The organism is Curvibacter sp. APW13 (assembly GCF_032337135.1).
Taxonomy (GTDB): domain Bacteria; phylum Pseudomonadota; class Gammaproteobacteria; order Burkholderiales; family Burkholderiaceae_C; genus Allorhodoferax.
On record NZ_JAVXZZ010000001.1, the window covers coordinates 1,176,182 to 1,191,752 of the forward strand.

Genomic DNA, 15,571 nt, shown 5'->3' on the forward strand with positions numbered 1-15,571 from the left:
CCTTTGTTCTTCCATTCGGTGCGGAACGCTCAGCGCTCCAGATGCTGGGGGCCGATGTCGGCCACGCGGGTCACGCCGGCCAGGGTCATGGCCAGTTGCAGCTCGCGCTGCCAGCGCCTCAACAGGGTATGCACGCCGGCCTCGCCTTCGGCGGCCAGGGCCCAGACCCAGGGGCGGCCGATGAGCACGCCCTGCGCGCCCAAGGCCAGGGCCTTGAACACGTCGCCGCCACTGCGTATGCCGCCGTCCACCAGCACGGGGGTCTGCGCCCCCACGGCCTGCACGATGGCGGGCAGCTTGGAGGCCGTGGACGCCACGCCGTCGAGCTGGCGTCCGCCGTGGTTGGACACGACCAGGGCGTCGGCACCCACGCCCGCAGCGCGGCGGGCATCGTCGGCGTCGAGGATGCCCTTGAGCACCAGACGGCCCTTCCAGTAATCGCGCAGCCAGGCCAGGTCGTCCCAGGTCACGCTGGGGTCGAACTGGGTATCGACCCAGGCCTTGACGGCATTGAAGTCCTGCCCACCCGGCACCGCGTCGGCCACATTGGCGAAGTTGTGTGGCTTGCCCTTCACCGCCACGTCCCACAGCCAGCGCGGGCGCGAGAGCACCTGCGTGGCGCGCAGTAGCTTCGGTCGCGCACCGGTGGCCGACAGACCGTTGCGCGTGTCGCGGTGGCGCATGCCCAAGGCAGGCAGATCCACCGTGAACACCAGGGTGCGGCACCCGGCGGCCCAGGCGCGGTCGAGCAGCGCGCGCACCACCCCGCGGTCGCGCAGCATGTAGAGCTGAAACCAGCAGGGCACGGTGGTGGCGGCATTCACTTCGGCGGCGGAACAGATACCTACGTTCGAGAGCGTGAAGGGCACACCGGCCGCCTGCGCTGCGCGTGCGGCCTGCACTTCGCCCCGGCGCGCGAACATGCCCGCCAGCCCCACTGGGGCCAGGGCCAGCGGCATGCTGCAGGTCTGGCCGAGCAAGGCGGTGCCGGTATCGACCCCGTCCACATTCACCAGCACGCGCTGGCGGATGGGCACCCGGGCCCAGTCGGCGGTGTTGGCTGCGAGCGTCAGCTCGTCGGTGGCCCCGCCGTCGATGTAGTCGAACAGGAAACGCGGCAGCCGCTGCTGCGCAAGCAGGCGGTAGTCGGCAGCGGTAGCAGGGTAGTGCAGGCCCATGGGCGTGTCCTTTCAGGCAGCGCGCGTGAAGCGGCGCATGGTCAGGGCAAACACCAGACCACCGGCATACATGAGCACACCGTAGAGCGCACCGGGAATGGCCATGGCGTCCTCCTTGAGCACCGAGCTGGCGATCACCAGGGCCAGGGCTGCGTTCTGCACCGCGGTCTCGATGCCCAGCGTGACCGACTGGCTGCGCGAGAGCCTTGCAAGCCAGGCTACCGCAAAGCCGATCGCCAGCATGGTCACGTTGAGCACGACGGCGAACGGGGCAAGAGTGGCAAAGTTGTCGCGCAACAGGCTCCAGTTCTTCACCACTGCGAGCACCACGATGAGGATGAAGAAGCCGGTGGCAATGCGCGTGGCGCGGGGCTCAAAGCGCAGCGCCCAGTCGTTCCAGCGGTGGCGCACCAGCATGCCCAGGGACACCGGAATGCCCAGCACCAAAGCCACCTGTCCCATCATCTGGCCCACAGGAACGTCCACCGCCCGTGCGGCACCCATGAATTGGCCCAGTGACCAGGTGACCAGAATCGGCAAGGTGAAGATGGTGAGCACGCTGGCAATGGCCGTGAAGCTCAGCGCCAGGGCCACGTCACCGCGCGCCAGGTAGGTCAGCAGGTTGGATGTAGTGCCCGTGGGGCATGCCGCCAGGATCATGAAACCCACGGCGAACACGCCGGTGATGCCCAGCGTGACGAGCATGGCGTAGCACACCAGCGGCAATAGCACGAAGTGGCATACCACCCCCACCAGTAGGGCCCGCGGCTGCGCCAGGATGCGTCGGAAGTCGGCTGGGGTCAGGCCCAGGCCGAGCGAGAACATGATGAAGCCCAGGATCAGCGGCAGCAGCACGCTTGAGACGATGTCACCTTGCACGGAATCTCCTCGTTGTTGTATTTGAAGGATCGCTTAGCGCCCAGACGTGATGTGCCGTGCCGCGGCGCGGCCGGTGAGGATGCAACCCGGCAGGAAGGTGCCTTCCAGCGAACGTTTGCCACTGGCACCGCCGCCACCAAACCCCGCCGCTTCGCCCACGCAGTACAGGCCGGCAATCGGCTGGCCCGCGCCGTCGAGCACGCGGCTTTGCAGGTCGGTACGCAGGCCGCCCAGGCTCTTGCGCGTGATGAGCTGCATCTGGATGGCGATGAACGGCCCGGCACCCGGCTGCTGCAATGGTGCGGGCTTGCAGGTGCGCAACTTGTCTGGCCCCCACTGGCGGGCGTGCAGGATGCGGCGGATCTGGTCGTCGTTGGCCAGCTTCATGCCATTCGCAAAATTGGCATCGAACGCGTCGGCCGTGGCCTGCAGCACGTCGGGGCGCACGTCATGCGAGCAGGTCAGCGCGTTCATCTTGGCCGCCAACCCCGCGAGTGTGTCGTCCACCAGGAAGTGGCGGCTCTCGGCGGCCATCTGTTTCACCAGCCGGTGGTTGCCGAGCAGGGTTTCCTTGAGGAACAGCGGGAACTGCTTGTCGCGGATGCGCTGGTTGTGTTCCGCGCCCGAAATGGCAAATTCCTTGGCCGCGATGCGCCAGTTCAGCAGGTGCCAGGTCCAGGGCTTTTCCTGCGCAGCGACACGCTGGCACAGCCAATGCGTGTCGAAGCCCGTGACCAAGGGCTCGGGCCCGATGCGCTCGCCCTTGTGGTTAAGCCACAGCGCGGACTTGCAGGGAATGGTGGAGAGGCCATGGCCCTCGAAGTGCGGAAACGGGTGCGGAAAACCGGCGGCGTAGTTCCACATCTCGCCCGCGTGGGTAATCTGTGCGCCGAACCCTGCGGCCAGGTGGTGCAGCTTGCCGTCGGCAAATGGGTGCGCGCCGTTGAGTAGGGTGGCGGGCTGGGGGCGGTCTTTCGGCCAGTTGGCGCGGGTCTCGGCGTGGCCACCGTTGATGCCACCCATGGCCAGCACCACCACCGGGGCCTGCAAGCGCACTTCGGCGCCCGTGGCCTCGTTCACCGCCACCGCGCCGTGCGTCTGCCCGCCCTGCACGTCCAGCGCCGTGACACGGTGGCCATGCAGCACAGTCAGCCGCCCACCACGGTCGGCGGCGCGCAGCTGGGCAATCATGCGGCGCGTGAGTTCACGCGAGGTGCCCCAGACGATGTGGTAGCGCGGCACACTGTTGCCGTCACCCTGCATGCCGCGCTCGACCCAGTTCACGGCCGGCATGAAGGACACACCTTCCTGGATCAGCCAGTCGTACACCTGGGCGCGCGAGTGCTCCACGTAGTAGCGGGCCCACTGCTGCGGGTAGGTGTCTTCGGGGTCCATCTCGCCAAAGCGCAGCCAGTCGCGCAGAGCCACCTCCGGGGTGTCGGGAATCTTCATGCGCGCCTGCAGCGGCGTGCCCACCAGCGCCATGCCGCCAAAGGCCCACAGGGCCAGGCCGCCGAAGCGTTCCGGGGTGTCGCGGTCGACGATGGTGACGCGCTGGCCTGCGCGCAGGGCTTCCAGGGCGGTGACGATGCCGGCCAGGCCGCCCCCGGCGACCACCAGGTCCGATTGAATGGCTTGCGATTGCACGCGTGTCTCCTCGTTGTCTTATTTGGCCGTCGCGCCCGCATCGGGCTCCAGCAAGGCTTGTTTGAGTGCGGCGTCCGCGGGGCGCTCGCCGAAGTAGTTGTACATCAGGCAGCCGAAAAAAGCACTGCCTTCGATGACAGCAACCTGCTGTTCGTTGATGCTCACCACCGTGCCCTGACCCGGTATGTCGTCCAGCGAGAAGCTTTCGCCGGCTGCCAGTCGCTTCTTCTCTGCAAACACGTCACCTAGCTTGATCAGCCCGGGAATGCACGGGCCCATGCGCTCCTTGGGCAGGTTGTCGGACATGGTCTGCGACATGGCCTTGCCCAGGCTGGATGCGTCGATCTCGCGCAAGGCCACCACCCGCAGGCGCTTGGGGCCGGGGCTGTCCCACACCTGCGCCACCTGGCGGATGGGCTTGGGGGTGTACAGCGCAGCGGCATAGACCTTGATGAACAGCTTCTTGCGCACCCCGGCGCCATTGAGCTGCAAGGGCTGTCCGGCCACGGTCTGCTGCAGCTCGAACACTGCGGATTCGACCCGGCGCGGTTCGGCCAGCGCGGCCAACGCGGATGCCGCCAAGGCTGTTGCCAAAAGCAATTTCTTCCAATCCATGTGCCATGTCTCCTGGGGTTGTATTTCTGCGCAGGTACCCGTTCGCCCTGTGCGCTTGACCGCATCGTAGAAGCCGTTACAGTGCGGCAGATTGACTTTGCGGGACACTCCAATTGACTTTGCAGGCCACCGTCTCCATGAGCTGGGTGAACACCGTGCTCGACGCCGCCGAGCGCCTCGGCGCGCCGCGCGCGGCCGTGCTTGCGGCGGCTGGCATTGAAGCGAATGAGCTGGAGCGCGAGCGTTGGCCCATAGACCACATCACCCGGCTATGGCACGCCGCGGTGCGCTGCACCCAGGACCCCAGCTTTGGCCTTCAGGCCGGGGCCGTGGTGGGACCGGCCAGCTTCAATGTGGTCAGCTACATCCTGCAGTCTGCGCCTACGCTGCGCGAAGCCATCGGCAGTGTGCAGCAATTCCAGCGCCTGATCTCGGACGGCGGACGCTTCCAGCTGATCGCCGGGGAGACTGCCAGTTGGGTGGTCTACCACCCGCGCCAAGGCGTGCTGGCATTCAGCCCGCATCAGCTTGAAGCCGTGCTGGCTGCCGTGGTGAACTTTTGCAGATGGGTGACAGGCACGGCGGCCACGCCGCTGCGTGCGCAGTTCAGCCATGCCGCGGTCGGGCCACTCACGGGCTACCGCAGTTCCCTGCATTGCCCGGTGGAATTCGAACAGGCGTTCTCGGGCCTGCTGCTGGCCAACGAACTGCTGGACCGGCCGCTGCCCCAGGCCGATGCCCAGCTCGCCAGCGTGCACCGCCAGTACGCCCAGGCTCGACTGGCGGCGCTCAGCACCTCGGGCAATGTGGTCGAGCCACTGCGCCAGTGGATAGCCGCGCAACTGCAAGGCGGCGTGCCGACCCGCGAGCAGGCTGCGCAGGCCTTTGGACTGACACCACGCACCCTCGCACGACGACTGCAGCACGAAAGCGTGCACTTCAGCGCCCTGGTGGACCAGGCGCGCCGCCAATTGGCCTGCCAGGCCGTGGGACAGACCCAGCGCAACTTCACCGACATTGCCCAGTCCCTGGGCTTTGCCGAAGCGGCCGTGTTCCACCGCGCCTTCAAACGCTGGACAGGCCGCACACCAGGGCAGTGGCGTCAGGACGCCCTGGCACCCAAGGCTGCACACTGAGGTCGGCGCCGGTTACTGCTCGCTGAGCCGGTTGCGCCCCTCGCGCTTGGCGGCATAGAGCGCAGCATCGGCGCGGGAATACAGGGTCCCTGCGGTATCGCCAGCCCGGACCAGTGCCAGCCCGGCGCTGACCGTCACCACGCCCAGGCCTTCGTTGCCCGTGTGTTCGATGGCCAGCTCCTGCAGCGCCGAACGTGCGCGTTCCGCACAGTGGCGGGCACCCTCCACATCCGTCAGCGGCATCAGCACCGCGAACTCCTCACCGCCCAGGCGTGCCGGTAGGTCCACGGGGCGGCGCGCGGCCTGGCGCAGGCACCCGGCGAAACCCACCAGGACATCGTCGCCCTTGGGATGCCCGTAGGTGTCATTGAACTTCTTGAAATAGTCGATATCGAAAAGCACCAGCGCGGCAGGGCGTCCGTCGCGACGGAACTGCGACAGCGTGCTTTCCATGCGCATGTCAAATCGGCGCCGGTTCGGCAGGCCCGTCAACGGGTCTGTCAGCGACTGCTCCTGCACCAATGCGATCTTGGCTCGGATGATGTCGAGCATGTTGTTGATGTAGTGCGACAGGTCAGTCAGTTCGTCATTGCGCACCGTGCGCACACGACCATCCCATTGCTCGTCTTCGAGAATGCGGCCGAGGTCTCGCCGCATTCCCTCTAGTCGACGAATGAGTAGCGAATCGCAGACATAGATCAATCCCAGGGCAGTGACGGTGATCAGGCCCGCCATGGCCAGCGTCACCAGTTGCAGCATGGACTGCATGCGCTTCGGCGACTCACGCGGCCAATCCATATGGAGGTCGGCAATGTGGCGCCCATGCATGCCGAGGACCTTGGAGTCCACATGGATGCGGTCCTCAATCTCGGTCCAAACCAGTGCGGAAGCCACAAACTTGCCGTCGGTGTGATTCAGGTCGCGCGGCTCGGCATTTCCCTGTGGTCGGGCAGTGATCTCGAACTGCAATCCAGTCTGCGCACGCACTCTCGCCAGCATCTCGTCCGATAGCCATCGCCCGACAAACACGGTGCCGCGCGGCGTACCCTTTCCATCCGATGGCAGCAGGGGCTTGTAGCAGCCGATCGCCAGGCGGGTACCTGCGCCCAGCACAGCACAACCGCTGCGTCGGCGCACCATGTCGCGCAGCCCCACGCGCGCCGTTTCGGCAATGACCGGGTCGGCATAGGCTGCCCTTACCGGGGTCGTGCCGTCCGGCTGGGGAACTTCGCTGTGTTCCACCACCGTACCCTCAGCATCCAACAGGTTGAGCCAATCCAATCCGCCGGACGCGAGCGACTCGGGACTGAGGTCATCGGCCCGGAACACAGCACTGGGCTTGCGTGCGTGTTCGTAGAAGGCAGTGAAATTCGACCATGACCCCAGCACGACATTGAGTTCGGCCACTTGCTGGTTCAACGCCAACAGCAGGCGATCCATGTCCTTTGCCGCGCCAGAACGGTCCGCAGCCGCCGCTTCCTGCGCCAGGTGGTAGCGAAAAACCCAAGTCATTCCCAGGCCCGAGATGACCATGACCGCCGAAACAAAGCTGATCAGTGTGGTGCGAAGTCGCATTCGCCAGCCCCCATGCACGGCCAGCCACAGCCGCTATGGCACGACGTTAACAGAGGGGAGCCCTTCTGTCACGGCCCATGGTTCCGGGTGCGAGGTTGGCTTCCGACACCCACGCAGCACACAGCATTGCAAGCCACGCCGACGTGCCCGCGCCAGACCCCCGCTAGCCAGCCAGTTCGCTACCGTCTCAGGTACAACCCACACTATGGCTGCAAGAGCACAGCCCCTCTTCCATGTCACACCCGGGTCACAATGCCCTGGTCGAATGGGGGGATTCGTCCGCTCCCTGCGATTCGCCACCTTTGCCTGGGTTTTTTTCATGACCTCCACTCCCTTGCGCGCGCTCTTTCTGCTGATTGCGCTGGACGCATCCTTGTCTGGCTGCAGCCCATCGCCCCTTGTTAGCGCAGACCCAGCTTCGTTCAGCCTTGCCATCATCGGCGACGTGCCCTACGGCAAGTCACCCACGGACACCAGGCAGCTCGAAGCCCATCCACGCTTCCTGGCCGCGCTGGACCAGGCGCCTGAAGTCTCCCTGGTCGCCCACATCGGCGACACCCACGCCGGCAAGCAGTACTGCACCGAGGCCTACAACCGCACCATCCTTGGCCACTGGCAGGCATTGCGCAAGCCGCTGGTCTACACCCCCGGTGACAACGAGTGGATGGATTGCCACAAGGTCAAGGAAGGCGGTGGCAGCTACAACAAGGCCACCGGCCAGATTGACTATGTGGTGGATTCCCAAGGGCAGCCCGTGGATTACGCCCGCGGCAACCCGGTGGCCAACCTGGACCTGGTGCGTTCGCTGTTCTTCGCCCGACCCGGCCAGACGCTGGGCCAACCCATGGCGGTGCATTCCCAGGCGCAGGAATTCAACCCGGCCTACCCCGCCGACAAGGCCTTCGTGGAAAACGTGTGGTGGGAGCGTGGCGGGGTGCTCTTCGTCACGCTGAACATCCCCGGCGGCTCCAACAACGGCACCGACCCCTGGTATGGAACGCCGAGCATGGGCGCGGCGCAGAAAAACGAGGTCGCCACCCGCACCGCGGCCACGCTGCGCTGGATCGAGACGGCATTCAACCGGGCCTCGACGGCTGGCGACGTGGGCGTGGTGATCCTGACCCAGGCCGACCTGTGGAATGTGGACGAAGCCGACAGCGGCGTGGCCCACGTGAGCGGCTACCGGCCTTACGTGGACAGGATTGCCGAGGGCGCCAAGGCCTATGGCCTGCCGGTGCTCATGGTGGTGGGTGACTCGCACACCTACCGCTCGGACAACCCGCTGGCCAAGGGATCGGGCTGCGTGGTGGAGGTCGAGTCGGGCACCGAGGCCGTGCCTTGCAGCGATGCCCGTGCGGTGGCCATGACCAACGCACGCAAGAGCCCGGCCGACGCCTACGAGGTGCATCCGGTCCAGCAGCAGGTGCCCAACTTCCACCGCGTCGTGGTCCATGGCGAGACCCTGCCGCTGGAATGGCTGCAGCTGCGCGTGGATCCGAGCGTCAACGCCCCGCAAAGCGCCCAGGCCTTTGGCCCCTTCAGCTGGAAGCGCGTGCGGCCGGCGCTGTAGTTCCTGCGAGAGAGGGTCAGTCGCTACACTTTTGGAAGCTGCTGACGCACTATATAAGCGGGCTACAGCCCATTTTTGGCATCAATCCTGGCCAGAGAGGGGTTTGAGCTGGCCCAGCTTGTGGGCCAGTTCGATGGCCGAATCCACACCCATCTTCTCGAAGATGTTGGCACGGTGGAATTCCACCGTGCGCGGGGTGATGCCCAAATGGTCAGCGATGTTCTTGTTGTAGTGGCCCTGCACCAGTTCATCGAGCACTTCGCGCTCGCGCGGGCTCAGGGCGGCCAATGCCTGGCGCAGGCGCTGCGCCTCGCGTTCGCTGGCGGTCTGGCTGCGCACCTGCTGCATGGCCTGCTCGATGCGGTCCACCAGCACGTTGTCCTGGAACGGCTTTTCCAGAAAGTCGTGGGCACCGTTCTTCACCAGCCCGACCGCCGTGCCCACGTCGCCGTGGCCCGTGAGGAACAGCACCGGCCAGGGGCAGCCCAGTCCCTTGAGCTGCTCGAAGGTCATGGGACCGGAAAGCGGCTCCATGCGCACGTCGAGCAGCACCACGGCCAGACCCCAGTCACCTTGCCGTTCCTTGGCGAAAGCAACAAACGGTTCACCGCCCCCCCAGGTGCGCGCCGGGTAGCCGCGCGAATCGAACAGCCAGGCCAGGCCGTCGCGCACGTCGGCATCGTCATCGACGACATGGATGTCTACGCGCTCGGGGCTGCTCATGGTGCAAGGGTGGGGTTCGGGGGTGTGGCCAGCGGCAAATGTACGGTGAAAAGCGCGCCGCCCAAAGCGCTGTCGCGCGCGACCTCGATGCGCCCGTGGTGGGCCTCAACGATGGAGCGGCAGATGGCCAGCCCCATGCCCATGCCACCGTCCTTGGTGCTGTAGAAGGCGTTGAAGATGCGGGCCTGGTCCTCAAGCGCCACGCCGGGTCCGGAGTCGGCCACGCTGAGCAGCACCTCCGCGCCCTCGCTGCCGGAACCCTGCTGCAGCGCCACCCGCACCAGCGGTCGGCCAGCGCCCTTGAGCGCCCAGTCCATGGCATTCGAACACAGGTTGGCCACCAGGTGCTCCAGCAGCAGCGCATCGGCCAACACCCACACGGGGGCCACCGGGCTGTGCAGGCTGGCCTGGGCGCTGTGCTGCTCCTGCGCGCTGGCCACCACGCGGCGCACCAGCACGGCCAGGTCGACCCGCTGCAGCTCCAGTTCCCGCTTGCGTGCGAAGGCGTTGACGCGCTGGATGACCCCCCCGGCACGCTCGGCCAGGGCCGCCATGCGCTGCACCACGGGCTCGATCTCCGCCGGCGTGATGCTGCCGCTGCGCAGGCGGTTGAGCAGGCCGTTGGCAAAGCTGGACAAGGCGCCCAGTGGCTGGTTGAGCTCGTGGGCCAGGGTCGAGGCCACCTCGCCCACGGCCACCAGCCGCCCCGAGGCTTCGAGCTTTTCCTGCTGCGCGGCGGCCAGCTGCTGGGCCCGCTTGCGCTCGCTGATGTCCACCACCGAACTCATCCAGCCCAGCTGGGTGCCGTCGGCAGCGGTGAGCGGCGCTTCGTGGATCAGCACGTCGATGCGGTGGCCGTCACGGTGCTGGAACTGCACCTCGATGCCCTGGGTCGAGGTGCCCTGGCTGATGACGGTGCTGTGGGTCAGGTACATCTCATCGATCTGGTCCGATGGCCAGTAGGGCAGCGGAGCCTGCTGGCCCACGAGCTCTCGGGCGCTGTAGCCCACCATGGCACAGAAGGCCTCGTTCACGTACAGCACGCGCCCTTCCATGTCCCAGGCGCGCAGGCCCGTGGTCACGGAGCTTTCCATGGCCGTGCGCAGGCTCACCTCGGCCTCCAGCTGGCGCTGCACCTGCAGCCGCTTCACGAAATCGCGCCGCAGTGCTGCCAGGCTCAGCAGCATGCCCAGCAGGAACAGCACCGCCACCAGAAAAAACACCCGGGGCACGGGCGAGGCCTGGGGCCCTTGCGGCACCACCTCGACCACCAGGTCGGTACCCGGCAGGCTCATCAAGGCGCGGTAGCGGCGCGGCGCAACGGGGGTGTCCACATCGTCTGCCACCAGCTGCACCGACTGGTTGCGCAGGAACCATGTTGGCACCAGGGCTTGCAGGGCACCCTGCATGGAAATGGCCGCCACATACATGCCGCTGTAACGCCCGCCGTCGAAATAGGGCACAGCGAGCCACACGATGTCGGTGGCACTGCCGTCAGCGGCGCGCATCGGCCCTGCATAGCCGGAGCGGCGCAGGCCGCGCACCACGTCCTGCAGGGTGCGCAGCACCGGCGGATTGGCGCTGTGCTGTTGCCAGTGGACGGCCCACAGGGCGGCACCGGGCGCGCTGTTGCGCGCCGCCGTGGCCGGAACCCAGCCGTGGTCCAGCACCACGCCGCTCTGGCGCCACAGCAGTCCGCCACTGCGGGCAATGTCCCCCAGCCCCGGGGCTTCGGTAGGCGCGTTGCGCTCCAGCACGGCGCGCTGCGCCAGCGCCTCCAGGTCGTCTTCCAGGCGGCGGAAATGGAACTGCACGGTCTGCTCCAGCCACTGCGCGTCGGCGCCGCGACGCCGCTCCTCCTCCTCCACCTCGAAATTGTTCAGGTACCACAGCAAGGCCATCACCGCTGCCACCACCAGCACCGCAGAGCCCATCATCCACAGCACCGTGGGCCGCGAACGGTCCCGCGCCAGGCGCTTGCGCGCATGCAGCAGGGCGAAGTCCGGCGGTGACGCTATCGGCATGGCGGGCAAGCAGGCTGTGGCGAGCAGGGCAAGGAAGGGCTTCCATAATAGCGGCCATGTCCCCGCGCTTTGCTCCTTCGTTCACACGTCGCCACGTCCTGCAGGCGTTGGGGGTGGCGGCACTGCCGGCTGCCCAGCCACCGGTTCGGGCCGCCGGGGTGGTCACCATCCGCCTATCGCACGTGGTGACGCAGCAGACACCCAAGGGGCTGGCGCTGCAGCGCTTCAAGGACCTGGTGGAGCAGCGCAGCGCCGGCGCCGTGCGGGTGGCGATCTATGCCAACTCCAGCCTCTATGGCGACGCCGATGAGATGCAGGCGCTGCAGATGGGTGCGATCGACATGCTGGCACCGTCACTGTCCAAGTTCGGGCGCATCGGGTTCCCGGAGTTCGAGGCCTTCGGCCTGCCCTTCCTGTTCGAATCGGCGACACAGATCCGCAAGGTGTGCGACGGCGCCCTGGGTAATCGCCTGCTGGCCTCGCTCGGACGCCAGCGCATGGTCGGCTTGGGGTTTCTCGACAACGGCTTCAAGCACATGAGCGCCAACCGGCCATTGCTCACGCCCGACGACTACCGGGGACTGCGCATGCGGGTACAGGACTCGCGCGTGATCGCCCACCAGATGCGGGCCCTGGGTGCCCAGCCCGTGAACCTCAGTTTTGGCGAAACCCGCCGCGCTTTGGCCAGTGGTGTGGTCGACGGCACGGAAAACCCGATCTCGAACTTCTGGACACAGCGCATGCACGAGGTGCAGACCGACCTGACACTGACCCAGCATGGCTACCTGGGCTATGCCGTGGTGGCGCACCGCGACTTCTGGGGCAGCCTGCCCGCCGGCCAACGCACGCTGGTGCAGGAGGCCCTGCGCGAAGCCCTGGCCTGGGGCAACACGATTGCCCAGCAGGAAAACGACGACGCCCTGGTGGCGCTGCGCGCCAGCCGCACCACCCGCATCCACCAACCCGACGCCAGCCAGCGCGAACGCCTGCGCCTGGCGGTGGGTGAGGTCTACGACACGCTGGAGAAGCGCATCGGTGGCGAATGGATGCGCGCGCTGCGTGCCAGCCTGCATAGCTGACGCCGCACCCGGGTAAACCCTAGCTGTGGAAGGCCACAGTTACGTCGGGGTTACCGAATCTCTACAGTCCGGCTCCATCGATTAACCCTGAAGGAGTTCGCCATGAAGTTCCCCGTCAAACACGTCGTTGCCTGCGCCCTGCTGGCATTCGGTGCTGCTGCAGCCAGTGCACAGACCATCATCAAGTTCAGCCACGTGGTGGCCCAGGACACCCCCAAGGGCAAGGCCGCCGAGTTCTTTGCCAAGAAGGCCGCCGAACTGACCAAGGGCAAGGTCAAGGTCGAGGTGTACGCCAACAGCGCGCTGTACAAGGACAAGGAAGAGATGGAAGCGCTGCAGATGGGCTCGGTGCAGATGCTGGCCCCCTCGCTGGCCAAGTTCGGCCCCCTGGGCGTGAAGGAATTCGAGCTGTTCGACATGCCCTTCATCTTTGACGACCGCGAAGACCTGCACAAGGTCACCCAAGGCCCCGTGGGCGCGCGCCTGATGGCCAAGCTCGAACCCAAGGGCATCACCGGCCTGGCATTCTGGGACAACGGCTTCAAGTCCTTCTCGGCCAACAAGCCGCTCAAGACCGTGGCCGATTACAAGGGCCAGAAGTTCCGCATCCAGTCCTCCAAGGTACTGGAAGAGGAAATCCGCTCGCTGGGCGGCATTCCGCAGGTGATCGCCTTCGGCGAAACCTACCAGGCGCTGCAGACCGGCGTGGTGGACGGCACCGAGAACCCGATCTCCAACTTCTACACCCAGAAGATGCACGAGGTGCAGAAGCACCTGAGCCTGACCAACCACGGCTACCTGGGCTATGCCGTGATCGTGAACAAGAAGTTCTGGGACGGCCTGCCTGCCGACCAGCGCGACCAGCTGACCCAGGCCATGAAGCTCGCCACCGCCTATGCCAACCAGATCGCCCAGGAAGAGAACGACCTGGCCCTGGACGGCGTGAAGAAGAGCGGCAAGACCACGGTCTATACCCCGACCAAGGAAGAACGCCTAGCACTGAAGAAGGCCTTGGCTCCGGTGCACGAGAAGATGGGTGACCGCGTCGGCAAGGAAACCCTCAAAGAGGTGTACCAGGCCACCGGCTTCGACCCGGCCCACCTGTAATTGCGCCACGGCTGAACGCCACGCCCCGCTTCGCGGCCGCGTGGCGTTTTTTCAAGAACGGAGCATTCCATGAAATTTCTCGATCACCTGGAAGAGTGGTTCGTCACCTTCCTGATGGGGGCAGCGACCCTCATCATCTTCGTGGCGGTGATTCACCGCTATATGGCCGGCTACGCCATTCCGGGCCTGCAGGACTGGCTGCTGTCGATCAACATGACCTGGGCGCAGGAGCTGTGCATCATCATGTTCGTGTGGATGGCCAAGTTCGGTGCCGCCTACGGCGTGCGCACCGGCATCCACGTGGGGGTCGATGTGCTCATCAACCGCCTGGACGAGCGCAACCGCGCCAAGTTCATCGTCTTCGGCCTGCTGGCCGGTGCCCTGTTCACGGGCATCGTGGCCACGCTGGGCACGCGCTTCGTGTGGGAGAACGGTGCCCACTACTGGTTCTTCCAGCACTTCGGCCTGTCGGTCGACGGCATTCCCGAAGGGCCCACGACTCCCGACCTGGAGTGGCCGACCTGGATGGTCTACAGCGCCATTCCGCTGGGCACCAGCCTGATGTGCTTCCGTTTCCTGCAGGTGACGCTGAGCTTCATCCGCACCGGCGAACTGCCGCACCACGACCACGGCCACGTGGATGGTCTGGAAGAAACCGCCGACGAAGCCGCAGCACAAGCCATCAACCCCTACGCCATGCAGGACAACCTGCACCCGGCCGACAAGACCACCCGCGGAGGTGACCAGAAATGAACGCCGCCATCATCTTCATCCTGCTGATGGTGCTCATGCTCACGGGCATGCCCATCTCCATTTCGCTCGGCCTCACGGTCCTGACCTTCCTGTTCGGCTTCACCAACGTGCCGCTGGAATCGGTGGCCTTGAAACTGTTCACCGGCATCGAAAAGTTCGAGATCATGGCGATCCCGTTCTTCATCCTGGCCGGCAACTTCCTCACGCACGGCGGTGTGGCGCGGCGCATGATCAACTTCGCCTCCGCCATGGTGGGCCACTGGCACGGGGGCCTGGGTCTGGCCGGCGTGCTGGCCTGTGCGCTGTTCGCGGCCGTGTCGGGCTCCAGCCCGGCCACGGTGGTGGCCATCGGCTCCATCCTGCTGCCGGCCATGGTGAAGGCAGGCTTTCCGAACAAGTTCGGTGCCGGTGTCATCACCACCTCGGGGGCCTTGGGCATCCTGATTCCGCCCTCCATCGTGATGGTGATGTACTCGGTGGCCACCAACACCTCGGTGGGCGCCCTGTTCATGGCGGGTGTGGTGCCAGGCCTGGCGCTGGCCGGTGTGCTTGGTGGTGTGACCTACTGGCGTGCGCGCAAGTTCAACTACCCGCGCCTGGCCAAGGCCAGCTGGGGTGAGCGCTGGAACGCCTTCCGCGCCTCGGCCTGGGGCCTGCTGCTGATCGTCATCGTCATGGGCGGCATCTACAGCGGTGTGTTCACACCCACCGAAGCCGCCGCCATGAGCGCCGTGTATGCCTTCTTCGTGGCCGTGTTCGTCTACAAGGACATGAAGCTCAAGGACGTGCCCAAGGTGCTGCTGAACTCGGCCAACATGAGCGCCATGCTGCTGTACATCATCACCAACGCGGTGCTGTTCAGCTTCATCATGACCAACGAGAACATCCCGCAGGCCCTGGCCGACTGGATGCTGGGCAATGGCCTGGGCATGATCACCTTCCTGCTGGCCGTGAACGTGCTGCTGCTGCTGGCGGGCAACTTCATGGAGCCCTCTTCCATCGTGCTGATCTTTGCCCCCATCCTGTTTCCGGTGGCGATGAAGCTGGGCATCGACCCGGTGCACTTCGGCATCATCATGGTGGTGAACATGGAAGTGGGCATGTGCCACCCGCCCGTGGGTCTGAACCTGTACGTGGCCTCGGGCATCACCAAGATGGGCATCACCGAGCTCACCGTGGCGGTGTGGCCGTGGCTGCTGTCCATGCTGGGCTTCCTGCTGGTGGTGACCTACTGGCCCGGTTTGAGCCTGTGGTTCCCACGCATGCTGGGCATGGTGCAGTGATC

At 66.0% G+C, this 15,571-nt stretch carries 13 protein-coding genes; 6 read left to right on the forward strand and 7 right to left on the reverse strand.

Annotated elements, in window-relative coordinates; all coding sequences use genetic code 11:
- Positions 1 to 29: 29 nt before the first annotated feature.
- From RQP54_RS05355 to RQP54_RS05370, 4 genes are read right to left on the reverse strand one after another with little or no spacing between them, the layout of a single operon-like run.
- The gene (locus RQP54_RS05355) at positions 30 to 1,178 is read right to left on the reverse strand and encodes an L-lactate dehydrogenase (protein ID WP_315677132.1); all 1,149 of its coding nucleotides are present in this window, start codon (positions 1,176 to 1,178) and stop codon (positions 30 to 32) included.
- Positions 1,179 to 1,190: 12 nt separating this feature from the next.
- Positions 1,191 to 2,057, reverse strand: a complete 867-nt coding sequence (locus tag RQP54_RS05360) for a bile acid:sodium symporter family protein (RefSeq protein WP_315677133.1) — start codon at positions 2,055 to 2,057, stop codon at positions 1,191 to 1,193.
- Positions 2,058 to 2,090: 33 nt separating this feature from the next.
- Positions 2,091 to 3,704, reverse strand: coding sequence for an FAD-binding protein (locus RQP54_RS05365; protein ID WP_315677134.1), 1,614 nt, complete (start codon positions 3,702 to 3,704; stop codon positions 2,091 to 2,093).
- A gap of 18 nt (positions 3,705 to 3,722) precedes the next feature.
- A complete protein-coding gene (locus tag RQP54_RS05370) occupies positions 3,723 to 4,319 on the reverse strand; it encodes a chalcone isomerase family protein (protein ID WP_315677135.1) in 597 nt (198 codons plus the stop codon).
- A 137-nt stretch (positions 4,320 to 4,456) separates the two neighbouring features.
- Here RQP54_RS05370 and RQP54_RS05375 point away from each other — a divergent pair, with 137 nt between their 5' ends.
- Positions 4,457 to 5,455, forward strand: a complete 999-nt coding sequence (locus RQP54_RS05375) for an AraC family transcriptional regulator (RefSeq protein WP_315677136.1) — start codon at positions 4,457 to 4,459, stop codon at positions 5,453 to 5,455.
- A 12-nt stretch (positions 5,456 to 5,467) separates the two neighbouring features.
- Here the strand turns inward: RQP54_RS05375 and RQP54_RS05380 are convergent, their stop codons facing one another.
- A complete protein-coding gene (locus RQP54_RS05380) occupies positions 5,468 to 7,030 on the reverse strand; it encodes a diguanylate cyclase domain-containing protein (protein WP_315677137.1) in 1,563 nt (520 codons plus the stop codon).
- Between the two features lie 319 nt (positions 7,031 to 7,349).
- On the opposite strand from RQP54_RS05380, the gene RQP54_RS05385 reads away from it, so the two are divergent.
- Entirely contained in the window at positions 7,350 to 8,600 is a 1,251-nt protein-coding gene (locus RQP54_RS05385; protein ID WP_315677138.1) for a hypothetical protein, read from the forward strand.
- Positions 8,601 to 8,681: 81 nt separating this feature from the next.
- Here the strand turns inward: RQP54_RS05385 and RQP54_RS05390 are convergent, their stop codons facing one another.
- Together RQP54_RS05390 and RQP54_RS05395 are read right to left on the reverse strand one after the other, a co-directional pair.
- Positions 8,682 to 9,323 carry a response regulator transcription factor gene (locus tag RQP54_RS05390; protein WP_315677140.1) on the reverse strand — a complete coding sequence of 214 codons (642 nt, stop codon included), beginning with the start codon at positions 9,321 to 9,323 and terminating at the stop codon, positions 8,682 to 8,684.
- Positions 9,320 to 11,347, reverse strand: a complete 2,028-nt coding sequence (locus tag RQP54_RS05395; protein ID WP_315677141.1) for a PAS domain S-box protein — start codon at positions 11,345 to 11,347, stop codon at positions 9,320 to 9,322. The genes RQP54_RS05390 and RQP54_RS05395 overlap by 4 nt, the downstream gene beginning before the upstream one ends.
- Positions 11,348 to 11,403: 56 nt before the next feature.
- Between RQP54_RS05395 and RQP54_RS05400 the strand changes: the two genes are divergently transcribed.
- From RQP54_RS05400 to RQP54_RS05415, 4 genes are all read left to right on the forward strand, one after another.
- Positions 11,404 to 12,426 carry a DctP family TRAP transporter solute-binding subunit gene (locus tag RQP54_RS05400; RefSeq protein ID WP_315677142.1) on the forward strand — a complete coding sequence of 341 codons (1,023 nt, stop codon included), beginning with the start codon at positions 11,404 to 11,406 and terminating at the stop codon, positions 12,424 to 12,426.
- 102 nt (positions 12,427 to 12,528) lie between these two features.
- Positions 12,529 to 13,533 carry a DctP family TRAP transporter solute-binding subunit gene (locus RQP54_RS05405; protein WP_315677143.1) on the forward strand — a complete coding sequence of 335 codons (1,005 nt, stop codon included), beginning with the start codon at positions 12,529 to 12,531 and terminating at the stop codon, positions 13,531 to 13,533.
- A gap of 69 nt (positions 13,534 to 13,602) precedes the next feature.
- Positions 13,603 to 14,286 carry a TRAP transporter small permease gene (locus RQP54_RS05410; RefSeq protein ID WP_315677144.1) on the forward strand — a complete coding sequence of 228 codons (684 nt, stop codon included), beginning with the start codon at positions 13,603 to 13,605 and terminating at the stop codon, positions 14,284 to 14,286.
- The gene (locus RQP54_RS05415) at positions 14,283 to 15,569 is read left to right on the forward strand and encodes a TRAP transporter large permease subunit (protein ID WP_315677145.1); all 1,287 of its coding nucleotides are present in this window, start codon (positions 14,283 to 14,285) and stop codon (positions 15,567 to 15,569) included. The genes RQP54_RS05410 and RQP54_RS05415 overlap by 4 nt, the downstream gene beginning before the upstream one ends.
- Positions 15,570 to 15,571 lie beyond the last annotated feature (2 nt).

What these genes read in the sequence shown, in the direction of transcription:
- RQP54_RS05355 (WP_315677132.1), bottom strand. Translation starts at nt 1,178, where the DNA reads ATGGGCCTGCACTACCCTGCTACCGCTGCCGACTACCGCCTGCTTGCG.
- RQP54_RS05370 (WP_315677135.1), bottom strand. Translation starts at nt 4,319, where the DNA reads ATGGATTGGAAGAAATTGCTTTTGGCAACAGCCTTGGCGGCATCCGCG.
- RQP54_RS05375 (WP_315677136.1), top strand. Translation starts at nt 4,457, where the DNA reads ATGAGCTGGGTGAACACCGTGCTCGACGCCGCCGAGCGCCTCGGCGCG.
- RQP54_RS05380 (WP_315677137.1), bottom strand. Translation starts at nt 7,030, where the DNA reads ATGCGACTTCGCACCACACTGATCAGCTTTGTTTCGGCGGTCATGGTC.
- RQP54_RS05385 (WP_315677138.1), top strand. Translation starts at nt 7,350, where the DNA reads ATGACCTCCACTCCCTTGCGCGCGCTCTTTCTGCTGATTGCGCTGGAC.
- RQP54_RS05390 (WP_315677140.1), bottom strand. Translation starts at nt 9,323, where the DNA reads ATGAGCAGCCCCGAGCGCGTAGACATCCATGTCGTCGATGACGATGCC.
- RQP54_RS05395 (WP_315677141.1), bottom strand. Translation starts at nt 11,347, where the DNA reads ATGCCGATAGCGTCACCGCCGGACTTCGCCCTGCTGCATGCGCGCAAG.
- RQP54_RS05400 (WP_315677142.1), top strand. Translation starts at nt 11,404, where the DNA reads ATGTCCCCGCGCTTTGCTCCTTCGTTCACACGTCGCCACGTCCTGCAG.
- RQP54_RS05405 (WP_315677143.1), top strand. Translation starts at nt 12,529, where the DNA reads ATGAAGTTCCCCGTCAAACACGTCGTTGCCTGCGCCCTGCTGGCATTC.
- RQP54_RS05410 (WP_315677144.1), top strand. Translation starts at nt 13,603, where the DNA reads ATGAAATTTCTCGATCACCTGGAAGAGTGGTTCGTCACCTTCCTGATG.
- RQP54_RS05415 (WP_315677145.1), top strand. Translation starts at nt 14,283, where the DNA reads ATGAACGCCGCCATCATCTTCATCCTGCTGATGGTGCTCATGCTCACG.